The following is an 18917-nucleotide window of genomic DNA, read 5'->3' on the forward strand; positions in this document are numbered from 1 at the left end:
GTAGACTGTTAAAGAATACTGACTGCTCTCATCAGGCGGCTTTTGTAATAAGGATTAAGTGTGGTAACGGTTACGCCGTGTGCTTTACCAGAAGTAGAGTGGATGAACTTAATCGTATCTCCTTCAATGTCTGCGATAATGCCAACGTGCCCTACCACACGTTTTCTTGGATTTGTTCCAGTGAAAATAAGTACATCACCAACCTTTGCATTTTCCAGTTTAACCGGAGTTCCTGCCTGATTGAATTCAGTAGAAGAACGCGGAACATTTACCCCGAAGTTATGAAACACATAACTCACAAAACCTGAGCAATCAAATCCAATAGCCGGGTTACTTGATGCGTATCTGTAAGGAATTCCAATAAGTGTTTTTGCAAAACCAATCAATTGATCAGAGGTTTTATTTGCAACCATTTTTTTGAGTAATTCCTGATATTTTACAGGAATTGTCTGCGACTTGCCGGAAGCGGCAAAAAGAACTACGAAGCAGAATAATAAAAGGCTTTTCTTCATATATCGTCCGCTAAGTTATCAAAATAATTCACAAAGCAATAAAAAAAGAGACCCCGTTATATTTCTGACGTGCGTTACCTTTAAAAGGATCCTAATGTCAGAAATATAACGGGGCCTCTATTTATCCCTTAAAAAACTAAGGAGTGGTAACGGCTACAGGAAGCACTTTCCCATTGAAAAATTTATGACCAGTCTTGGCAAAATCAGCTACATATTTACCCATTTCAAAAGCCATAACAGGAGACTGATAACCTGGAAAAGCTTGTTCCAGCATTTCCGTTTGTGCCGATCCTAAAGCCAGGCAATTCACTTTGATCCCGGTATCAGCCAATTCAAAGGCCAAACACTCCGTTAACGTATGTAATGCACCTTTACTAGACGAATAAGCAGCAAGTCCGGGGAATTTAACACTTCCCTGGAAACCACCCATACTTCCTATATTCACAATATGGCTTCCACTATGCATCATTGGAAGCAAATTCTGGATCATATTGAAATGACCTGTCACATTGCTTTGAAACATTTCGTTTAAATCTTCTGCAGCAAGCTCTAAAAATGGTTTATTAATCAATGCACCCGCATTGTTGATCAGAATATCTACAGTACCTAATCTTTCTTTCAAAAAAGGGACTAAAGCCGCATAATCATCGTTTACAATATCAAATTCAACTGGTAGTAAGGTACAATCCGGATTAATTCCTTTGGCGATTTCTAATAATTTTCTCAGTTTATCGGCAGATCTGGCAATACAAACTACCTTATTTTCGGTTTGTAACGTAAATTCTAAAGCAGCTTCGAAACCTATTCCGCTGCTTGCTCCTGTGAGTACAATATTCATGTTTAATCTTCTTCCGTAATTAATTGTGTAACAGGATTCTCTATTACATGTAAGCCATCCTGAATCAGTTTTTGATGTTGTGGTTCAGCAGCAGCTTTCGTTTCCAGGTAAAGCCTTATTTCTTGTTCCAGGTTGTGACCCGTTTGATTATAATGCGCTATCTCCAGGATCTCCAAAGCACAAAGCCAATCCTGAGGATAAGCCGTCTTTAAGTTCTCAAATAAAGCAGGTAAGCGCTCTTCACCAGCTCCTTCTTCCCTAATTAGTCTTACTGCCCTGTAAATAGTGTGTAATTGATTTGTAACCTCATCGTAAACAACCTTTTCAGTTTGTTTCTCACTGATATAAGTGATTTCCTCATAAGCATCTTTATCGGCAGCGCCATTAAATACAGAAACAATTGTGTTTCCGATAGCCATATCATAAGTGCCCCATTCTGGTTGGAAGAGGATATTTCCATTTTGTTCTTTAACTGTACAATCTTCAAAAGCAATCAGAATTACCTGATCCTCGTGTTTGTAAACAGCTTTGACAACCCCATTTACCTGGATACCACTTTCAAAAATAAGCTCAGTCGTATTTCCTTCAATAATTCCAAAGGCAAAAAGTTCATCGCTGCCAAAGTTTTCAAGCGGCAAAGACTTATCTTTCAGCTTACCTACCGGTGATGAAAAGCCGTCCTTATGGTAAAGTTTACCATGACCGTCCAGTTGGATATTCGCTACTGAAAGCGCAGATGGCCCTGTAGTTTTTATAAAAGTAAGTTCTCCGGAGTTATTTACTCCCATGTCACTGAATACACCGGTTACCTGCAGACCTGAACTATAAACTGCTGTTGCTGGATTTTTAGAGTCTATCGCCTTGCGTATACTTTCAGTACCACCTTTTCTAAATGCCATAGTATTGGCAAATTGTTCCAGCACATCAATCAGATTCTGAAAGGTTTCTGTAACGAAAAGCTGTGGCTGCGTTTTAGTAATATCGTACGAATAATTCAGCGTATCTATAGTGTAAGGGAGTTTTTTGACGTTTTCTGTCATACAGCTTGAACTTTCCCCAATCGAAGAAAGCAGGCCCGCACCGTATATTTTGGGATCGGTCAAACTGCCGATTAAACCGTATTCTACAGTCCACCAATGCAATCTGCTCAATAAAGCCATTTCTGAAGGCTCACCCATATTAGCTGAAATCTCTTGTAACTGCTCTTCGGCTTTAGTAATCTCAAATTCAGGAACATCTAATGCTTCTTTCAAAATCGATAAAGCACGGATAGCCTCGTATAGTTCAAAATCTTTTGCTGAAAACATAGCCTTAGCACCAATAGAACCAATATAGCTCAGGTAACTATTGTAATCAGCATCTGCTATAATAGGGGCATGGCCGGCCGACTCATGGATAATATCCGGAGCTGGTGTATATTCAATATGGTTAATTTGCCGGATGTCTGCGGCAATAACCAGTACATGGTAAGCCTGATATTCCATAAATGCTGCAGGTGGGATAAATCCATCTACAGTAACTGCACCCCAGCCTAATTTGCCCAGGTTATCATTCATGGTCTGCAAGTCAGGGATATATTCAATGCTTAATCCCGCGCGCTGTAAACCTTTGATATATGGATAATAGGCAACATCTTTTAAATAACTGTAATTCTGACGCATTACGTAACGCCATACCGCCTGATCAACAGGCGTATATTTAGCATAGTTCTGATCTACGATAAATTGCCTAAGATGCTTCGGGAGCTGGGCTACCCGGGGGTTGTTAAAGTCATTAAAATCGCTCATTGCCTTTTATATTTGTGTTTGTCTAAAGATAGGGTTGCCTATACGATTTATCAAGAAAACCGTTACCCTTTTACTTCTAAATGATTTATTGTTTTACCTTGAAAGAAAAGTGCTTCTGACTAAAATAACTGAATACAGCAAGAATGACTGTACAGATAATCTTAGCAACGGTTGGATAAAGGTGAAAGGTTTCTACCAGTAATTTCAGCATGGCAAAATTGAGCAGGATATTCGTTGCTACGACAGTACCGTATCTAAATAACTGAACACGTCCCTTTAGCTTTGACTGTGTGAATACGAGGTATTTATTCAGAGAAAACCCAATAATGAAAGTAATAACAGACTCAATAATCAGGGCAGCAACAGGAGCAGTAATCATACCTGGAGGAAAAGGCAGATCTACATGTTGCTGGTGAAGAATAAAATTATAGACTATATAGTAAACGATAATCCCTGTTGCGGCGGTCGTTCCACCAGAAATGATGTATCTGAAGGTGTGAGGAGATACCCAACGTGAAAAAGGAGGATAAAAAAAGTCTATAAATTTGAGTACGGCTTTACGCATGTGGATTTAGAAATGTATAATAGGGGCAATTTATGAATTGATATCCGATATCAAAAATAACAGCGCATTTAACGGGTTACAGGCTCGGAAATAAAATCAATGACTGCGCAGTATTTATACCCTGGATGTGAACTGATATTGACGCCAACGAGACTTAAATTGTAAGTTGTCCCTAAAATTGTTTTCCGGTGTCCAAGATCCGGAACATTTTTGTCCAATAATAACATGCAGACATTAGCCAGCCCTTTAGAGAAGCCAAAAGCAAGGTTTTCTGAAACCGCCCTTCCTGGATAATATTTCCAGATCCGGTCTGATACCGATCTTCCGTCGCTTGAATTATGACCAGCCAGGTTATGCTTTTTCATGTCTTTGGCATGTTGCTGTGAAATCCAGGTCAGTGTTTCATCCGGACTGAACAGGGGTAGACCCTTTACCGTTTTCAGGTCCTTTTCCAAACCTCTGTAGTATTTGTCTTTACGATTGACTTTCAGCTCATCATAGTTCCGGTATTGCTGCATGTCAACATTATAGGCTTGCACAAAGTCCTGGAAATAAGTATTGAAAAACTTTTCTCCGTCAGTACGTGCCAGGTTCATATAAAAGATGATTTTCTTTTCTTCATCATTGAGGTAACTCGTGTTTTTGGCGGTATTTGCATTTTCAAGTTCTTCTGGAGTCCAGTTCTTAGCAGAGGACTGCGCTTTTATAGCATAGGTGCTGAGAAAAAATAGAAAGAATGCTATAGGAATGAATTTCATGTTATGGTAAACGTCAGGAAGATGAATTTAATTATCTCTGACTAACAATAATGAAACCACTTTAGAGAAATGGAAAATAAAAAGGCCTGCTTTTATTGAGCAGGCCCTTATATTTAGTACTGTAATCTTGTTAAGATTGTCTCAACAGATTTTTCCAGCTTACTTTATTTGCAATCAACTGTTCAAGATCTTTGATGTCAATTCTTTGCTGCTCCATACTGTCACGATGACGAATAGTTACTGTATCGTCTTCCAATGTCTGGTGGTCAATAGTGATACAGAAAGGTGTACCGATGGCATCTTGTCTGCGGTAACGTTTTCCGATTGAATCTTTCTCTTCGTAAACTACATTATAATCCAGTTTTAAGTTATCCATGATCGTTTTTGCTTTCTCCGGCAAACCATCTTTTTTAGTTAATGGCAAGATTGCTGCCTTGATTGGAGCAAGACAAGGATGTAAGTGAAGAACAATACGGCTGTCAGTTTTTTCACCTTCGCTCAGATCCTGTTCTTCAAAAGCACCGATCATGGTCAATAAGAACATACGGTCTAAACCGATTGAAGTTTCAATTACGTATGGGATGTAATTACCATATGGCTTACCCTCTGCATTCAGGTCATTATCGAAATATTGCATTTTCTTACCAGAAAACTCCTGGTGCTGCGTTAAATCAAAATCTGTACGGCTGTGGATACCTTCAACTTCTTTGAAACCAAATGGGAATTCAAATTCAATATCTGTTGCTGCATTTGCATAATGGGCAAGTTTAGCATGGTCATGGTATTTATATTTCACAGGATCTGTACCTAAAGCAGTATGCCATTTAAGACGTGCTTCTTTCCAGTATTCAAACCATTTCATTTCTTCACCCGGACGTACAAAGAATTGCATTTCCATTTGTTCAAATTCACGCATACGCATGATGAACTGACGTGCTATTACTTCATTTCTGAAGGCCTTACCGATTTGAGCAATACCAAAAGGGATTTTCATTCTTCCTGATTTCTGAACATTCAGGAAGTTTACAAAAATACCTTGTGCAGTTTCAGGACGTAAGTAAACTTCTTCAGCACCTTCGGCCATTGCACCAAACTGTGTACTGAACATCAGGTTAAACTGACGTACATCAGTCCAGTTTTTTGTTCCGCTTACAGGACAGGCAATTTCATGTTCTTCAATCAGCACTTTAAGCTGTGGCAGGTTTTCAGCTTTAAGGGCTTCATCCATATCAGCTTGTAATTTTGCTGCTTTATCTGTTTTACCGTCTTTTTCATAACGGGTAATTTTATCTTCTAATAACTGGTCTGCGCGGTAACGTTTATTCGAATCTTTATTATCGATCATTGGATCACTGAACCCATCTACGTGACCACTGGCTTTCCATACTTTTGGGTGCATAAAAATTGCAGAATCAATTCCCACAATGTTTTCATGCATCTGAACCATTGATTTCCACCAATATGTTTTGATATTGTTTTTTAGTTCAGCCCCTAACTGACCATAATCATAAACGGCACTTAAGCCATCATAAATTTCGCTGCTTTGAAATACGAAACCATATTCCTTGGCGTGGGAGATCACATTTTTAAATTGTTCGTCGTTATTCGTTTTGGCCATAATACTGCAAATATAGAATTTGGAGGGTAATTTTACCTTATATTAAATACGAATTATTACTTTTGAATTGATAGTTATCAGCTATCAATCACAATTAAAATTAGCCCATTGAGTATAAAGGTAGAAGGACTGTCCAAAATATATGGTCAGCAAAAAGCAGTAGACAGTATAAGTTTCCAGGCTTCGCCGGGTAAAATACTTGGTTTTCTAGGGCCAAATGGTGCTGGTAAGTCTACAACGATGCGGATGCTGACGGGCTATTTAAAGCCAACTTCCGGAAGATCGAGTCTGGGTGGTTTTGATTCGCAGCTCCAGAGTCTGGAAATGCGCCGTATTCTGGGCTATTTGCCAGAAAATACACCTTTATATACCGATATGTATGTGCGCGAGTTTCTGACTTTTGTAGCGGATACTTATCAGCTTTCTCAAACGGGGGCTAAAGTAAGGGAAGTAATTGAAAGGGTAGGTCTTGGAGAGGAACAGCACAAAAAGATAGCCATGCTAAGTAAAGGCTATAAGCAACGTGTCGGGTTGGCGCAGGCTATTATTCATGATCCTCAGCTATTAATTCTCGATGAGCCTACTACAGGGTTGGACCCTAATCAATTGACTGATATCCGTGAACTGATCAGAAATCTGGGCAGGAATAAGACTGTAGTGCTTTCCACGCATATTATGCAGGAGGTTGAAGCGCTTTGTGAGCAGGTAGTAATTATCAATAAAGGAAAAATTGTAGCAGATTCCTCATTAATTGAGCTGAAAAAACAACATAAAACTGACTCTTTAGAAGAATTGTTCAGGATGTTAACTAATTGATAATTAATATTTTAATAATCTAATTTAGGTTTGGCAGACTTTTTGTTTAATCCAGTGAGGATTATATCCGCTAACTTAAATTAGAAATCATGAAAAGGTTATTTTTACTAACAGCTATAGCAGGAATTTTTGCAGTCTCAAACGTTTCAGCTCAGAAAAAAGATCCTGCAATGTCAGGTCAGAAATTAGGTATAGGTGTTGATTTTGCTTTGCCTACAGGTGGTACAAACGATTTGTATAAATTAGGATTTGGTGGTTCATTGCAATTCCAAACTCCAATTGCTCAGAGTCTGAATTTTACAGGTAGTGCAGGATACTTAAATTTTACTGGTAAAGAGCTTATCGGGAATCTTAAATATCCTAAATACAGTGCTATTCCATTGAAAGCAGGTCTAAGATACTTCTTAGCAGATAATTTTTATGTAGGTGGTGAATTGGGGGCTGCAATTGGAACTAGCGATGGTTCAAGAACTTCATTTGTATACTCTCCAGGACTTGGTGTTGAATTCCCGGTTGCTGATAAATCAACTATCGAATTAGGTGCACGTTATGAAGGATGGTCAGGTGATAGAAAAGACAATTCACTAATTGTACCGGTTAAAAGTTTCGTTGGTTTGAGACTTGCATTTAACTTCGGAATATAATTAGAAATTACTGAAACAGGTTTATATAAGAAAAGCGTCTTAAATTTTATTTTAAGGCGCTTTTCTATTTACCGCTCATATTTCCAGTTTCTGGATTTGCCCTCCGCGATCCATTCTATTGCATTATCCATCCTTTTATATCTTGTCGCTTCAGTTTTGGCTTCGTTAAACCATTCCAGGTACTCTTTCCTTTTTGAAGCAGTGAACTTTTCAAAATTAACCCCGGCGGCAGGAACCTGTACCAGTCTTTCAATAAAGTCATCAGGAACCTGCAATTCTATTTTAGGAGCAGTATCTTTCTTTGGTAACTTAATTCCTTCTTTATTCAGAATCACAGCATTTTGGATATAAGTGATCAAAACGTCATCACCAGGCAGATCTTCAACAGTTTCAATTTTCCCAAGGTGACCCATTGCATGTTGTTTATCTTCTCCAACAAGATGATGCAAATCCGGGAGCAAAGCCCCTTTCCAAAAACCGAAAGCGCAGTGGTTTTTGAAAGCAGCCATATGGCATACCGGGCCTTTATAATCGAAATGCGGACAGCCCCACTTTATCTTTTCTATAATTTCGGGACAAGCCTCATGTACAAGCATCCTGAGATGATGTAATATTGGCTGTGCATAAACGGCAGCGTTATCAATATATAGATCAATACGGTTATCTAGTTTTCCCATGGTCTGTATTTTTTAATAAAAAACAATGTTCAACTGATACTAAATTAGGCAAAAATGTAATCTGTTTTCCATTCCCCCGATATTTACTAACTTCGGCATCATTATCATTTTTCATGTACGCAGTATTTAAACGCGAATTATTCAGTTTATTAAATTCATTAATGGCTTACATCACCATCGGTGTATTCCTATTAGTTTCCGGCCTGCTTTTATGGTTTTTTCCGGACACTTCTATTCTTGAATATGGCTACGCTGAACTGAATGGCTTTTTTAGCCTGACCCCATTTCTATTTATGTTTCTGATTCCTGCAATCACCATGCGTTCCTTCGCAGAAGAGCGCAGAGAGGGTACTTATGTCTTACTGGCCAGCAGACCAATCACCGATTGGCAAATTATCCTCGCTAAATATCTGGCCTGTTTCACGCTGGTTTTATTTGCGCTGATTCCAACTTTATTATATTATTATTCTATAGTACAGCTTGGTCTGCCTAAAGGTAATATTGACGGTGGAGCGGTTGCGGGTTCCTATATTGGCCTGTTACTATTGGGTGCAGCTTTTGCAGCTATTGGTATTTTCTCTTCGTCGGTAACCAAAAATCAGGTGATTGCTTTTTCAGTAGCTGTTTTATTCTCATTTATCGCTTATAGTGGTTTTGATTCACTCGGAAAGATTTTCACTTCCACAGTATTGGAAGATATATTTGGCTGGCTGAGTATAAATACACATTTTCAATCGATGAGCAGAGGAGTGCTTGATACGCGTGATGTCGTCTATTTTATCACTTTTATTCTAGTCTTTCTGGGTCTAACCCGGATTGTGATCGGAGGTAGAAAATGGTAAATAAGAAAATTAAAATAATACTTTTCGTCGTTTTAATCGTGGTATTAAACATCGTGGCAAATTACTTTTACACGCGTTTTGACTTTACCAAGGAAAAAAGATTCACATTAAATCCGAAATCCAAGGCAGTTTTAAATAAGGCGCAGCAACAAATTACCATCACTGTATTTTTAGACGGGGAATTACCTGCCGCTTTTAAACGTTTACAACGCGCTACTGCAGATTTACTGAATGACTATAAATCGAATTCTTCAGTAAAAATCAAAGTTGTATTTACCGATCCAATCGGTGGATTACCAGTAGAAGAACAAGACACTGTTTTGCATCAGCTTTACAATATTGGTATTGAACCAACAAACCTGAATATCAAAAAAGATGCTGGTTTTACGCAGAAAATGGTATTTCCAATGGCTATTGTGCAGGCTGGAGGAAGACAAATCCCCGTGCGGTTACTTCAAAATCTTGATGCTGGAGGTAATTATGAAGATAATATCAATAATTCCATTCAAAACCTCGAATATGTATTTACCTCGGCAATCAAAAAGGTAAGTACAGGAGAGAATCCCCGGATAGGATTTACGGAAGGAAATGGCGAACCATCAGATCTGTATTTGAGTGATGCGATGAAAGCGTTATCCGATAGTTATGAAGTAGGGCGGGTAGATTTGAATCAGATTAGTAAACAGGGACTGGATAAACTTAAAATTCTTTTCGTAACCAAGCCTCAGCACGAACTTTCGGAAGCCGTAAAATATAAGATCAATTATTTCGTGATGAGTGGTGGTAGTGTAGTCTGGAGTATAGACCAGGTGAGCGCCAGTCTGGATAGTTTACAAGGCAAAGGAGAACAGCTGGCTTTTAACAATAAGCTGAATCTGGATGATATGTTGTTTATGTATGGAGCGAGGATTAATTATAACCTGGTTGCTGATTTAAATTGTGCAGAGATCCCCATTGCTACGAATGGTGGATCGGGGCGGGATATTCAAATGGCTCCGTGGATTTATTATCCGGTATTGATTCCAGATACCTCAAACAATATCGTTAGAAATATTGATGGAGTAAAAACAGAATTCCTGAGTACGGTAGATACCATTGGAGTAAAGGGAATCCGCAAAACAGCAATCCTTCGTACTTCTCCTTATCATATCACTTACAATACGCCTAAACTTTTGTCATTAGGAATTGTCGCTGAAGCACCAGATCAGAAATTGTATTCCAATCCTGTTCAAAATGCAGCGGTATTATTGGAAGGCGTATTTCCTTCGGTATTTTTAAACCGGGCGGTTCCAGCAGGGATCACGGAAAATTATGGTGTTGCCACGCAAAGTAAAAAGACTAAAATGATTGTGATTGGTGATGGCGATATTTTCCTGAACCAGGTAAGTGGCAGAGATGGTTCAGTTTTTCCGCTTGGTTTTGACAGGTATACACAGCGGAATTTTGGAAACAAAGCTTTTCTGCTAAATGTTGCAGATTATTTGGCGAGTGACGATAATTTGATTGAATTAAGGAATAAAGAGGTAAAGGTCAGGCTACTGGATAAGCAGTTGCTCAGACAATCAAAAACTAAATGGCAGTTTATTAACCTTATATTGCCCTTATTACTGTTAATATCGTTCGCAATTTTTCAACATTATTACCGCAAGTATAAGTATGCAAGGTAATTTTTATATTTTTGAGAACTGACATAATCATATTATGAGATTTATTGTATCCACATCAACGCTATTAAAACATTTACAAACGGTTAATGGTGCTTCAAGCAGCAGTACAGTTTTGCCGATACTGGAAAATTTCCTTTTCGAGATTAAAGACGGAAGTTTAACGATTTCCGCTACAGATTTGCAGACCAGTATGACTACTTCTTTACCTGTTGAATCAAAAGAGGGCGGAAAAGTTGCTGTACCTTCAAGGATCTTATTAGATACTTTGAAAACGCTTCCTGATCAGCCAATCTCTTTCAATATTGATGATGCTACATTTTCTATTGAAATTAGTGCAGGTGACGGAAAGTACAAACTGAGCGGAGAAAATGGAGATGATTTCCCTAAAATTCCAGTAGTGGAAAATGCTTCTTCTGTAAACTTACCAGCTTCAGTTTTAACGGAAGCAATTACCAAAACTATTTTTGCAGTGAGTAATGACGAACTGCGTCCGGCAATGACAGGTGTTTTTTGCCAGTTATCTGATCAGTTTATCACTTTTGTAGCTACCGATGCACACAAATTGGTAAGATACAGACGTATGGACAGCAAAGCAGATAAAACAGCTTCTTTCATCCTGCCTAAAAAAGCACTGACTTTATTAAAAGCAGCTTTACCTTCAACAGATATTAATGTTTCAGTTGATTATAACGCAACCAGCGCATTCTTCAAATTTGAGAATATCAACCTGGTATGCCGTTTAATTGATGAGCGTTACCCTGATTATGAAGCCGTAATTCCTGCCAACAACCCTAATAAATTAATAATTGACAGGGCTTTATTCCTGAATACTTTACGCCGCGTAGTTATTTTTGCAAATAAAACAACGCACCAGGTAAGGTTAAAAATCAACGGAAGTGAATTAAATATCTCTTCTGAAGATCTTGATTTTGCAAATGAGGCTCATGAGCGTTTAAGCTGTCAATATGAAGGTGAAGATCTTGAAATTGGCTTTAATGCACGTTTCCTGATCGAAATGTTAAGCAATCTTTCTGGTGAAGAAGTGACATTAGAACTTTCTACGCCTAACCGTGCTGGCTTATTGATCCCTCAAACCAACGACGAAAACGAAGATGTCCTGATGCTGGTTATGCCGGTTATGCTGAACAACTATAATTAATTTTATATAAATAACTTATCTGAACGTCATTATATGCGAAAATAAATACGCTATAATGACGTTTGCTATGATACACTATGGACATCATCAATCAGCTGATACAGTTTATTCTGCACACAGATGTAGAATTGGTTAAGCTGGTAAGCAATTACCAGACCTGGACCTATCTAATTTTATTTCTAATTATTTTTGCCGAAACCGGATTTGTGGTGACACCATTTTTACCTGGTGATTCTATGCTGTTTGCAGTAGGGGCTTTGATTGCTAAAGGTAACACTGGTCTGGATATCTGGATTATGTTTCTTATCCTGGTTATTGCAGCTATATTGGGTAATAGTTTAAACTACCGTCTGGGCAGTTTCTTTGGGATTAAAGTCTTCAAGGAAGGAAATAAAATCTTAAAGCTGGAATATTATAATAAATCACATATGTTCTTTGAAAAACATGGTGGTAAAGCGATTATTTTCAGCCGTTTCCTGCCAATTTTCAGAACTATAGCCCCTTTTGTTGCTGGTGTAGCGAAAATGCCATTCGGCAGATTTACTTATTATAACATTATTGGTGGAATAGGCTGGATTGCCAGTTTACTTTTCGCAGGCTTTTTACTGGGACAGATTCCGATTGTCAGAGATAACTTCTCTATCGTAATCCTTTTCATCGCTGTTGTTACGTTTGCACCTGTAATCTTTGCAGCAGTAAAATCAAGATTCAAAACAAAAGATATTATAGAGAACTAATTCTCTCTGCCCATAATTTTTCCGGAGCTGAATTTTATATTCAGCTCCTTTATTTCTTTCTCTGCTGCCGGATCTGGTGGTATTTTAATCATCTTTTCGAGTTTTGGCTGTCCGGCGTCTATCCAGGCAGAATACCAAAAAGATCCCGTAGCCAGAATGGATGCCCGCATTTGTCTGGCAACCATATGATTCATTTGGGTATGGTAAGCCTGCGCATATTCAAGAGCATATTGTTTCATCACCTGTTTATTTCTTTTGGAATAACTGTATTTACGGTAAGCGGGGAAAGTCTGGTTTAAACGCTCCTCAATCCATAAAACGCTATCAACGAGCTGATGGGTATGGGTGATAATTTTCCAGGTTTCCTTTAAAGGGTCATCAATATACAGCGCGCTGCCTACTAAAAAACTATATCTTTCGGAGAATAATTCGGGTAAACGGCTTTCCCAGAAAGCGTGGATGCCGTGTTGGTTAGTCAACTGGCCGTTGTGGTTTTCAGTAGTATGCAGCGGCACATGTGCATCTGAGATATAATGCCCTAAATAAGCAGAATGGAACAGTATTTTTATAGAATCTCTGTCTTTAAAAGCTTTGACTAATTGATAATAGGTACGCTGGATCTGCCAGGGCAGTGTGCCGTTTTTAGCCAGTTTCTGCAATCCATATTTTTTAACAGCATCATTCCATTTTCGGGGAATACTATCGGTCTGTGCTTCATAAACCTCTATATCAAGGTAATGCCGGGGGGCTTCAGCAGTATCAGCATAACGCCTTTTATCTGCGTCTACTGCATGAGTTGAAAGGTATTGTATATTAGATTTGTAAAACCTGTTCATTCCCGCAGGCAGCGTAAATACAGCCAACCGGTTAATACGCATATGTGCGAAAAATCCCCAGGAACAGGTGAGCAGGGTAAGTGACAAAAAAAATACGAAAATGAAAGGTCTTTTCATTTTCGTAAATTTAATGCTATTCTGAAGTATTGTGGTAATGAATCTTTTTCAGCCAGTTTTACTTAATCGATTGATTTTCCTTTCATCGCTTTAGAAACTGCGATGTCCATCAATCGTTCTGCGAAAGGGCGGGTAAATTCATTCAGTTCATCTGCTTTTTTAAGGATAGTATCTTTATTCCCTTCGGTCAGGGCTGCTCTCAAAGCAGTAATATATAATTTCGTGTTTTCCAGTTCTTCAGGAGTTAAAACAAAGCCGTTCTTATCAATAAACCGCTCTGCAGTATAAACAAGTTGTTCTCCTTCGCCACGGGCTTCGATCAGCATTCTTTGTGCAACATCACTTTCTGCATGCGTGATACTGTCGATCAGCATTTTCTCTACAGTATCATCCGTAAGGCCATAACTTGGCGTAATATCTATTTCCTGTTTCACGCCTGAACGTAATTCAACTGCCTGAACGGTTAAGATCCCATCGGCATTCAGGATGAAATTAATATCTACTTTGGGCATTCCTGCAGGCATAGACGGAATCCCCTTTAAATCAAATTCAGCTAATTTCCTGTTTTCTTTAACCAGATCACGTTCTCCCTGATAAACAGAAATTTTCATGTTGACCTGGCCATCTATTGATGTGGTATACTGACGGCCTGCTTTGGTTGGAACTTTTGCATTTCTGGCAATGATCACATCCATTAAACCACCCATCGTTTCAATACCCAGAGAAAGTGGTGTAACATCAAGTAGCAGAATGTCTGAACGGTTACCCGCAAGAATGTCTGCTTGTATCGCAGCACCTAAGGCTACTACTTCATCAGGATTGATCTGATCGTGCGGTTGACGGCCAAAGAATGCGGCAACCTGCGCTTTTACATAAGGTGTGCGGGTAGATCCGCCAACCATAACTACTTCATCAATAGCGCTGATGGTTAATTTAGCATCTTTCAGTGCTTGTTGACAAGAGTTTAAAGTTTCTGTAACTTTTGCTTCGATCAGTTGTTCGAAAGTATGTCTGTCCAGCGTATACCAGATGTCTCCTTGTTTTTCATTAAACAGATTTTGAGTGCTAAGTGCTTTTTTTGCTTCTTCGGCTTTTAAACGAATCGTCTGCATTAATCCCGGATCTGCAGTCAGTGCTGCTTTATCGAGGTTATTTTTCTCAATCCAGTAATGGACAATAGCGCGGTCAAAATCATCTCCGCCAAGGAAAGTATTTCCATTGGTCGATAATACTTCAAATATGCCGTTCTGAATCGCAAGGATAGAAACATCAAATGTTCCGCCACCTAAATCGTAAACAGCAATCGTTTTCTGTTCAGTCGGATCGAGCCCTATTCCATAGGCTAAACTAGCTGCGGTGGGCTCATTGACAATTCTTAAAACATCCAGTCCTGCTAAACGGCCTGCATCTCTGGTTGCTTGTCGCTGGCTGTCATTGAAATAGGCAGGAACGGTAATTACAGCACGGTTTACGGGTGTTTTTAAAGCATGTTCTGCTCTGGCTTTGAGTTCTTTCAAAATCTCTGCTGACAGTTCAATAGGGGTGTAGAATTTATTTCCAGCTTGTATTTTAATCAGCGAATCGTTGCCTTCGTCTATTAGTTTGTAAGAGAAGGTATCCTGATGACCAGCAATGTCTTTATAAGACCTGCCTAATAAGCGTTTAACGGAAAATATGGTGTTGGCCGGATCAGTAATCAGAAATTCTTTAGCTTCATTACCCACCAAGGTATCTCCTGCTGCATTAAAATGTACAATAGAAGGAACCAAGAGTCCTTTTCCTGTGTCATTTATAACTTTAGGGTTTTTATCAGGATCAATAAAAGCAACTAAACTGTTGGTCGTCCCTAAATCAATTCCTACAATGATTTCTTCTTTTTGTAAAGAACCTGTTGCCAGGTTGATGGATATCTTTGCCATAATCAGGGCAAATTTAAGATTTTAAATGTATTAGGGTTGTAATGTTTTATGCAATTCCTTTTTATGCAGGTTAAATACCCATAAAACGATGTCCTGGTAACTATCTGTACCTTTTTTCTGGTTATTGATTTTAAGGAATTTATCGAAGGCAACACCGAAGTATCCTGACATTTCAGAGTTATATTTTTTCCAGAATTCCTGCTCGTTCTTAAAATCTGCCAGCGTAGCTTCGTTTATTTTTTTAAAGAGGATTTCATAATTTTCGGGTGATTTAATCCTGAGCTCGAAAAGAACATTCCGAAGGATATTATAGTAACCAGAATACTGGAAATTAAGGTCGGAGCTGTTAATGCTGACGAGATAACCTACAAGGTTAGCTTCATCTTCACGCGCTACACCTAATTCATGAGAAATTTCATGACAGGTGATAAAGGGTAAATCTATGGCAGGAATCAGCATATTAACATTGGCTTCGCCAGATGGAGGCGCATAATAGCCCTCTATACCCGATTTGGTAATGGTCTTCTTCAAGATTACGGCTTTAACAGCTGGCACGCTGTAAGTGAAGAGGGAATTGGTTTTTGCTAATTTATCGTAAGCAGATTTAGCACCGCTTTCCAGTTCTTTAATATTGAATTCTTTCTGGGCACCAGTCTGTTTTATTTTTTGTTTAGTGCTATTTACCCGGTTAATCAGGAAATCGCCTAATAACACAAGGTCTTTTGTGGTATATTTTTGATTACTGAGTCCTAATTGACTAGAAATAGAAGGTCTGGAATAATTCAGTCCCCAAAGCAGTTTAAAGATTATATATAAGATTAATATGAAGTTAGCCAGCTGTAATGGGAAGAAAAACCGCAATTGCTGTCCCGGTATCCTGTATCTTATTTTTCTGATCGCCTTAAATACAGACCAGAAGCAATAAAGAATTAAAAGCAGGTAGAGAAAATCGCCCACCGCAAAAGGGAACGGTGAGCTGATGAAGCGTTGAACGACCGAAGTCAATCTATACAGGCCACTGGAATAAATAGTTTCTGTGAGCTGACTGTTCAATCCTAAAAGGAAAATCAGTAAAGCAATGCAACTTAGTATAACCAGGCGGCGTATTTTTGACTTGATCGCGGAATTCATTTATCTGTTGAAAGTTAATCGTTTTCCAGTTTCATTGGTCATAAACTTTCCTTTTTGATAAGCCAGATTTCCAGAGATAAAGGTATGGGTAATGTCGGCTTTGAAAGTTTGCCCTTCAAAAGGTGACCAGCCGCATTTATATAAAATATTAGCTTTAGTTACTTTAACAGGATCATGGAGTGCAACAAGGACTAGATCTGCCCAGTAACCTTCTCTGATAAACCCTCTTTTGTCAATCTGAAAGCAGGTAGCTACGTTATGTGCAGTTTTCTCCACTATTTTCTCCAGTGAAATTTTTCCCTGGTGATACATTTCCAGCAGTGCAGAAAGTGCGTGTTGTACCAATGGGCCTCCAGCAGGAGCTTTAAGATAAGCTTGTGCTTTTTCTTCAATAGTATGGGGGGCATGGTCGGTAGCAATCACATCAATATGGCCATCTAATACACCTTTCAATATAGCATCGCGGTCTGCTGCAGTTTTGACAGCTGGATTCCATTTAATCAGATTTCCTTTAGTTGCGTAATCCTGATCGCTGAACCAAAGGTGGTGAACGCAGGCTTCGGCCGTAATCCTCTTATCCTTTAATGGGGTTACAGCATCGAATAAAGCGATTTCTTTTGCCGTAGAAATGTGCAGGATATGTAATCTGGTATTGTGTTTTTTAGCCAGTGAAACAGCCATTGACGAAGAAATGTAACAAGCTTCATCGTTGCGGATCAGCGGATGCATATCTATCGTAATGTTTTCTCCGTATTTTTCTTTGAAGGCAGCCATATTAGTTCTGATGGTCAGCTCATCTTCGCAGTGAGTCGCAACCAGCATTGGGGCTTCTCTAAAAATATTGTCCAGCACTTGTTCATTGTCAACCAGCATATTTCCTGTTGATGAACCCATAAATACTTTAATTCCACATACTTGTGCCGGATCAGTTTTCAATACTTCTTCAATGTTATCATTAGAAGCACCCATGAAAAAGGAATAGTTGGCCAGTGACATTTCTGAAGCAATCTGATATTTGTCTGCTAACAGCTCTTGCGTAAGCGTATTCGGAACTGTGTTCGGCATTTCCATAAAAGTGGTAATCCCTCCGGCAACTGCTGCCATACTCTCAGTAAAGATATCTGCTTTGTGGGTTAAACCGGGTTCTCTGAAATGGACCTGGTCGTCAATCATGCCGGGTAAAAGGTGTAATCCTTCTGCATTGATTTCCTGATCTGCGGATCTGTTTATTACCGGACTGATTTCTTCAATTAATCCGTCTTTGATAAATACGTCCGCAACATAAATTTTTCCTTCGTTAACTAAGGTTGCGGCTTTTATAAGGATGGTGCTCATGCTGCCAAATCTAAGGATTTTGAAGCAATATTTTTAGCTAAGGTTACGATTGCCAAAGTGAAAGGCAGTGTTAAATATACGATTATTTTTATACTAGTTATAGTCTTAACTGATTTAAAACCAATTAATATGACTAATTTTGGAAATGACTATTAAACACGTATTAACCAAGACACAGGAAAGCTTTATAAAAAAACACAAAATCCCAGCGGATTTGCTGTTTGACGCACAAGGAGAGGGGATGACAGAAGAGCTAAAGCAGCGTATGTCTGAGACGAACACAGTCTTCGCATACAACACTGTAGGTTGTACTAAAGATGATAATCATAATTTCAAAACTATCGGGGGTCATTGTCCGCAGTGTGAAACAGGAAAAATTGCAATTTTATTGAGAGAGCATGAAGCTGGCTTTATTTACATTGCTGGTTCAAGAAAAGGAACTTTGATTAAGGTAGGTTCTACAAGTAATATCATTGACAGGATCAAAAGCTTAAACATGCCTAAAACCAGATATGCAGGTTTTGATGACTGGGTTCTTTTATTTGATGCAAGAACAACTACACAAGGAAGAAGCGAACGTAAGATTCAGCAAAAGCTGAGTGAAAACAAAGTGAATTACCTGGTAGAGAAAAGTGGAAAAGCAACTGATTCTGGCGAATTATTCAGATGTTCTTACAATAAAGCAAAGGATGCAATCACAGCTTTAGAAACTGAAGAATCTTTCGAATTTACCCAGGTACATGAAAAAAGAGATTTAATTCCTGATTACCAATTCAAAAATTTAAAGGCAAGGGTACAGGTTGCTGCTGTTGAAGTATAACCAGTTTTCAATTTATAATTTTTTGAGGTACCTGTCTGCGTGTTTTTAAGATAGACAAGTACTTTTGGCTTATATTTTTCCATACGTTCCTTTAGAGTAACGTATGGAAAAATATAAGCCATTCCGTGAGAAATTAGTG

At 38.7% G+C, this 18917-nt stretch carries 18 protein-coding genes; 7 read left to right on the forward strand and 11 right to left on the reverse strand.

Features of this window, described 5'->3' with window-relative positions; genetic code table 11:
• Window positions 1–8: 8 nt before the first annotated feature.
• The 6 genes from AY601_RS00365 to AY601_RS00390 form a co-directional block, all read right to left on the reverse strand.
• Entirely contained in the window at window positions 9–512 is a 504-nt protein-coding gene (locus tag AY601_RS00365) for a C40 family peptidase (protein WP_068395091.1), read from the reverse strand.
• Between the two features lie 136 nt (window positions 513–648).
• A complete protein-coding gene (locus AY601_RS00370) occupies window positions 649–1350 on the reverse strand; it encodes an SDR family oxidoreductase (protein ID WP_068395092.1) in 702 nt (233 codons plus the stop codon).
• Between the two features lie 2 nt (window positions 1351–1352).
• Window positions 1353–3137 carry an aromatic amino acid hydroxylase gene (locus tag AY601_RS00375; RefSeq protein WP_068395094.1) on the reverse strand — a complete coding sequence of 595 codons (1785 nt, stop codon included), beginning with the start codon at window positions 3135–3137 and terminating at the stop codon, window positions 1353–1355.
• Window positions 3138–3222: 85 nt separating this feature from the next.
• Window positions 3223–3702, reverse strand: a complete 480-nt coding sequence (locus AY601_RS00380; RefSeq protein ID WP_068395096.1) for a GtrA family protein — start codon at window positions 3700–3702, stop codon at window positions 3223–3225.
• Window positions 3703–3770: 68 nt separating this feature from the next.
• On the reverse strand, window positions 3771–4460 hold the full coding sequence (locus AY601_RS00385; RefSeq protein WP_068395098.1) for a CAP domain-containing protein: 690 nt from the start codon (window positions 4458–4460) through the stop codon (window positions 3771–3773).
• Window positions 4461–4590: 130 nt separating this feature from the next.
• Complete coding sequence (locus AY601_RS00390; protein ID WP_068395100.1) at window positions 4591–6078, reverse strand: glycine--tRNA ligase; 1488 nt, start codon at window positions 6076–6078, stop codon at window positions 4591–4593.
• Between the two features lie 108 nt (window positions 6079–6186).
• Between AY601_RS00390 and AY601_RS00395 the strand changes: the two genes are divergently transcribed.
• Both AY601_RS00395 and AY601_RS00400 read left to right on the forward strand, forming a co-directional pair.
• The gene (locus AY601_RS00395; RefSeq protein WP_068395102.1) at window positions 6187–6894 is read left to right on the forward strand and encodes an ATP-binding cassette domain-containing protein; all 708 of its coding nucleotides are present in this window, start codon (window positions 6187–6189) and stop codon (window positions 6892–6894) included.
• 89 nt (window positions 6895–6983) lie between these two features.
• Complete coding sequence (locus tag AY601_RS00400; RefSeq protein ID WP_068395104.1) at window positions 6984–7538, forward strand: outer membrane beta-barrel protein; 555 nt, start codon at window positions 6984–6986, stop codon at window positions 7536–7538.
• A 68-nt stretch (window positions 7539–7606) separates the two neighbouring features.
• Here the strand turns inward: AY601_RS00400 and AY601_RS00405 are convergent, their stop codons facing one another.
• Window positions 7607–8215, reverse strand: a complete 609-nt coding sequence (locus AY601_RS00405) for a YdeI/OmpD-associated family protein (protein ID WP_068395106.1) — start codon at window positions 8213–8215, stop codon at window positions 7607–7609.
• A gap of 113 nt (window positions 8216–8328) precedes the next feature.
• Between AY601_RS00405 and gldF the strand changes: the two genes are divergently transcribed.
• From gldF to AY601_RS00425, 4 genes are all read left to right on the forward strand, one after another.
• The gene (gene gldF / locus AY601_RS00410) at window positions 8329–9057 is read left to right on the forward strand and encodes a gliding motility-associated ABC transporter permease subunit GldF (RefSeq protein WP_068395108.1); all 729 of its coding nucleotides are present in this window, start codon (window positions 8329–8331) and stop codon (window positions 9055–9057) included.
• Window positions 9051–10724, forward strand: coding sequence for a gliding motility-associated ABC transporter substrate-binding protein GldG (gene gldG / locus AY601_RS00415; protein ID WP_068395110.1), 1674 nt, complete (start codon window positions 9051–9053; stop codon window positions 10722–10724). The genes gldF and gldG overlap by 7 nt, the downstream gene beginning before the upstream one ends.
• A 34-nt stretch (window positions 10725–10758) precedes the next feature.
• Complete coding sequence (gene dnaN, locus AY601_RS00420) at window positions 10759–11883, forward strand: DNA polymerase III subunit beta (protein WP_068395112.1); 1125 nt, start codon at window positions 10759–10761, stop codon at window positions 11881–11883.
• A 77-nt stretch (window positions 11884–11960) separates the two neighbouring features.
• Window positions 11961–12620, forward strand: coding sequence for a VTT domain-containing protein (locus AY601_RS00425; RefSeq protein ID WP_068395114.1), 660 nt, complete (start codon window positions 11961–11963; stop codon window positions 12618–12620).
• Here AY601_RS00425 and AY601_RS00430 read toward each other — a convergent pair.
• The 4 genes from AY601_RS00430 to AY601_RS00445 form a co-directional block, all read right to left on the reverse strand.
• Window positions 12617–13573 (reverse strand): zinc dependent phospholipase C family protein, encoded by a 957-nt coding sequence (locus tag AY601_RS00430; RefSeq protein WP_068395116.1) that lies wholly within the window; start codon window positions 13571–13573, stop codon window positions 12617–12619. The two genes, AY601_RS00425 and AY601_RS00430, sit on opposite strands and share 4 nt — an antisense overlap.
• A gap of 62 nt (window positions 13574–13635) precedes the next feature.
• A complete protein-coding gene (gene hscA, locus AY601_RS00435) occupies window positions 13636–15492 on the reverse strand; it encodes a Fe-S protein assembly chaperone HscA (protein ID WP_068395118.1) in 1857 nt (618 codons plus the stop codon).
• A 30-nt stretch (window positions 15493–15522) separates the two neighbouring features.
• Window positions 15523–16623, reverse strand: coding sequence for a DUF3810 domain-containing protein (locus AY601_RS00440; RefSeq protein WP_068395120.1), 1101 nt, complete (start codon window positions 16621–16623; stop codon window positions 15523–15525).
• Window positions 16624–17958: a dihydroorotase gene (locus AY601_RS00445; protein WP_068395122.1), complete on the reverse strand. Its 1335-nt coding sequence runs from the start codon at window positions 17956–17958 to the stop codon at window positions 16624–16626. It lies immediately after the preceding gene.
• A gap of 145 nt (window positions 17959–18103) precedes the next feature.
• On the opposite strand from AY601_RS00445, the gene AY601_RS00450 reads away from it, so the two are divergent.
• The gene (locus AY601_RS00450) at window positions 18104–18778 is read left to right on the forward strand and encodes a GIY-YIG nuclease family protein (RefSeq protein ID WP_068395125.1); all 675 of its coding nucleotides are present in this window, start codon (window positions 18104–18106) and stop codon (window positions 18776–18778) included.
• The last annotated feature ends 139 nt before the right edge of the window (window positions 18779–18917 follow it).

The organism is Pedobacter cryoconitis, from assembly GCF_001590605.1.
In the GTDB taxonomy this organism is placed as follows: Bacteria; Bacteroidota; Bacteroidia; order Sphingobacteriales; family Sphingobacteriaceae; genus Pedobacter; species Pedobacter cryoconitis_A.

Coding starts and splice junctions, on each gene's coding strand:
- AY601_RS00365 (WP_068395091.1), bottom strand. CDS start 512: ATGAAGAAAAGCCTTTTATTATTCTGCTTCGTAGTTCTTTTTGCCGCT.
- AY601_RS00370 (WP_068395092.1), bottom strand. CDS start 1,350: ATGAATATTGTACTCACAGGAGCAAGCAGCGGAATAGGTTTCGAAGCT.
- AY601_RS00375 (WP_068395094.1), bottom strand. CDS start 3,137: ATGAGCGATTTTAATGACTTTAACAACCCCCGGGTAGCCCAGCTCCCG.
- AY601_RS00380 (WP_068395096.1), bottom strand. CDS start 3,702: ATGCGTAAAGCCGTACTCAAATTTATAGACTTTTTTTATCCTCCTTTT.
- AY601_RS00385 (WP_068395098.1), bottom strand. CDS start 4,460: ATGAAATTCATTCCTATAGCATTCTTTCTATTTTTTCTCAGCACCTAT.
- AY601_RS00390 (WP_068395100.1), bottom strand. CDS start 6,078: ATGGCCAAAACGAATAACGACGAACAATTTAAAAATGTGATCTCCCAC.
- AY601_RS00400 (WP_068395104.1), top strand. CDS start 6,984: ATGAAAAGGTTATTTTTACTAACAGCTATAGCAGGAATTTTTGCAGTC.
- AY601_RS00405 (WP_068395106.1), bottom strand. CDS start 8,215: ATGGGAAAACTAGATAACCGTATTGATCTATATATTGATAACGCTGCC.
- gldF (WP_068395108.1), top strand. CDS start 8,329: ATGTACGCAGTATTTAAACGCGAATTATTCAGTTTATTAAATTCATTA.
- gldG (WP_068395110.1), top strand. CDS start 9,051: ATGGTAAATAAGAAAATTAAAATAATACTTTTCGTCGTTTTAATCGTG.
- dnaN (WP_068395112.1), top strand. CDS start 10,759: ATGAGATTTATTGTATCCACATCAACGCTATTAAAACATTTACAAACG.
- AY601_RS00425 (WP_068395114.1), top strand. CDS start 11,961: ATGGACATCATCAATCAGCTGATACAGTTTATTCTGCACACAGATGTA.
- AY601_RS00430 (WP_068395116.1), bottom strand. CDS start 13,573: ATGAAAAGACCTTTCATTTTCGTATTTTTTTTGTCACTTACCCTGCTC.
- hscA (WP_068395118.1), bottom strand. CDS start 15,492: ATGGCAAAGATATCCATCAACCTGGCAACAGGTTCTTTACAAAAAGAA.
- AY601_RS00440 (WP_068395120.1), bottom strand. CDS start 16,623: ATGAATTCCGCGATCAAGTCAAAAATACGCCGCCTGGTTATACTAAGT.
- AY601_RS00445 (WP_068395122.1), bottom strand. CDS start 17,958: ATGAGCACCATCCTTATAAAAGCCGCAACCTTAGTTAACGAAGGAAAA.
- AY601_RS00450 (WP_068395125.1), top strand. CDS start 18,104: ATGACTATTAAACACGTATTAACCAAGACACAGGAAAGCTTTATAAAA.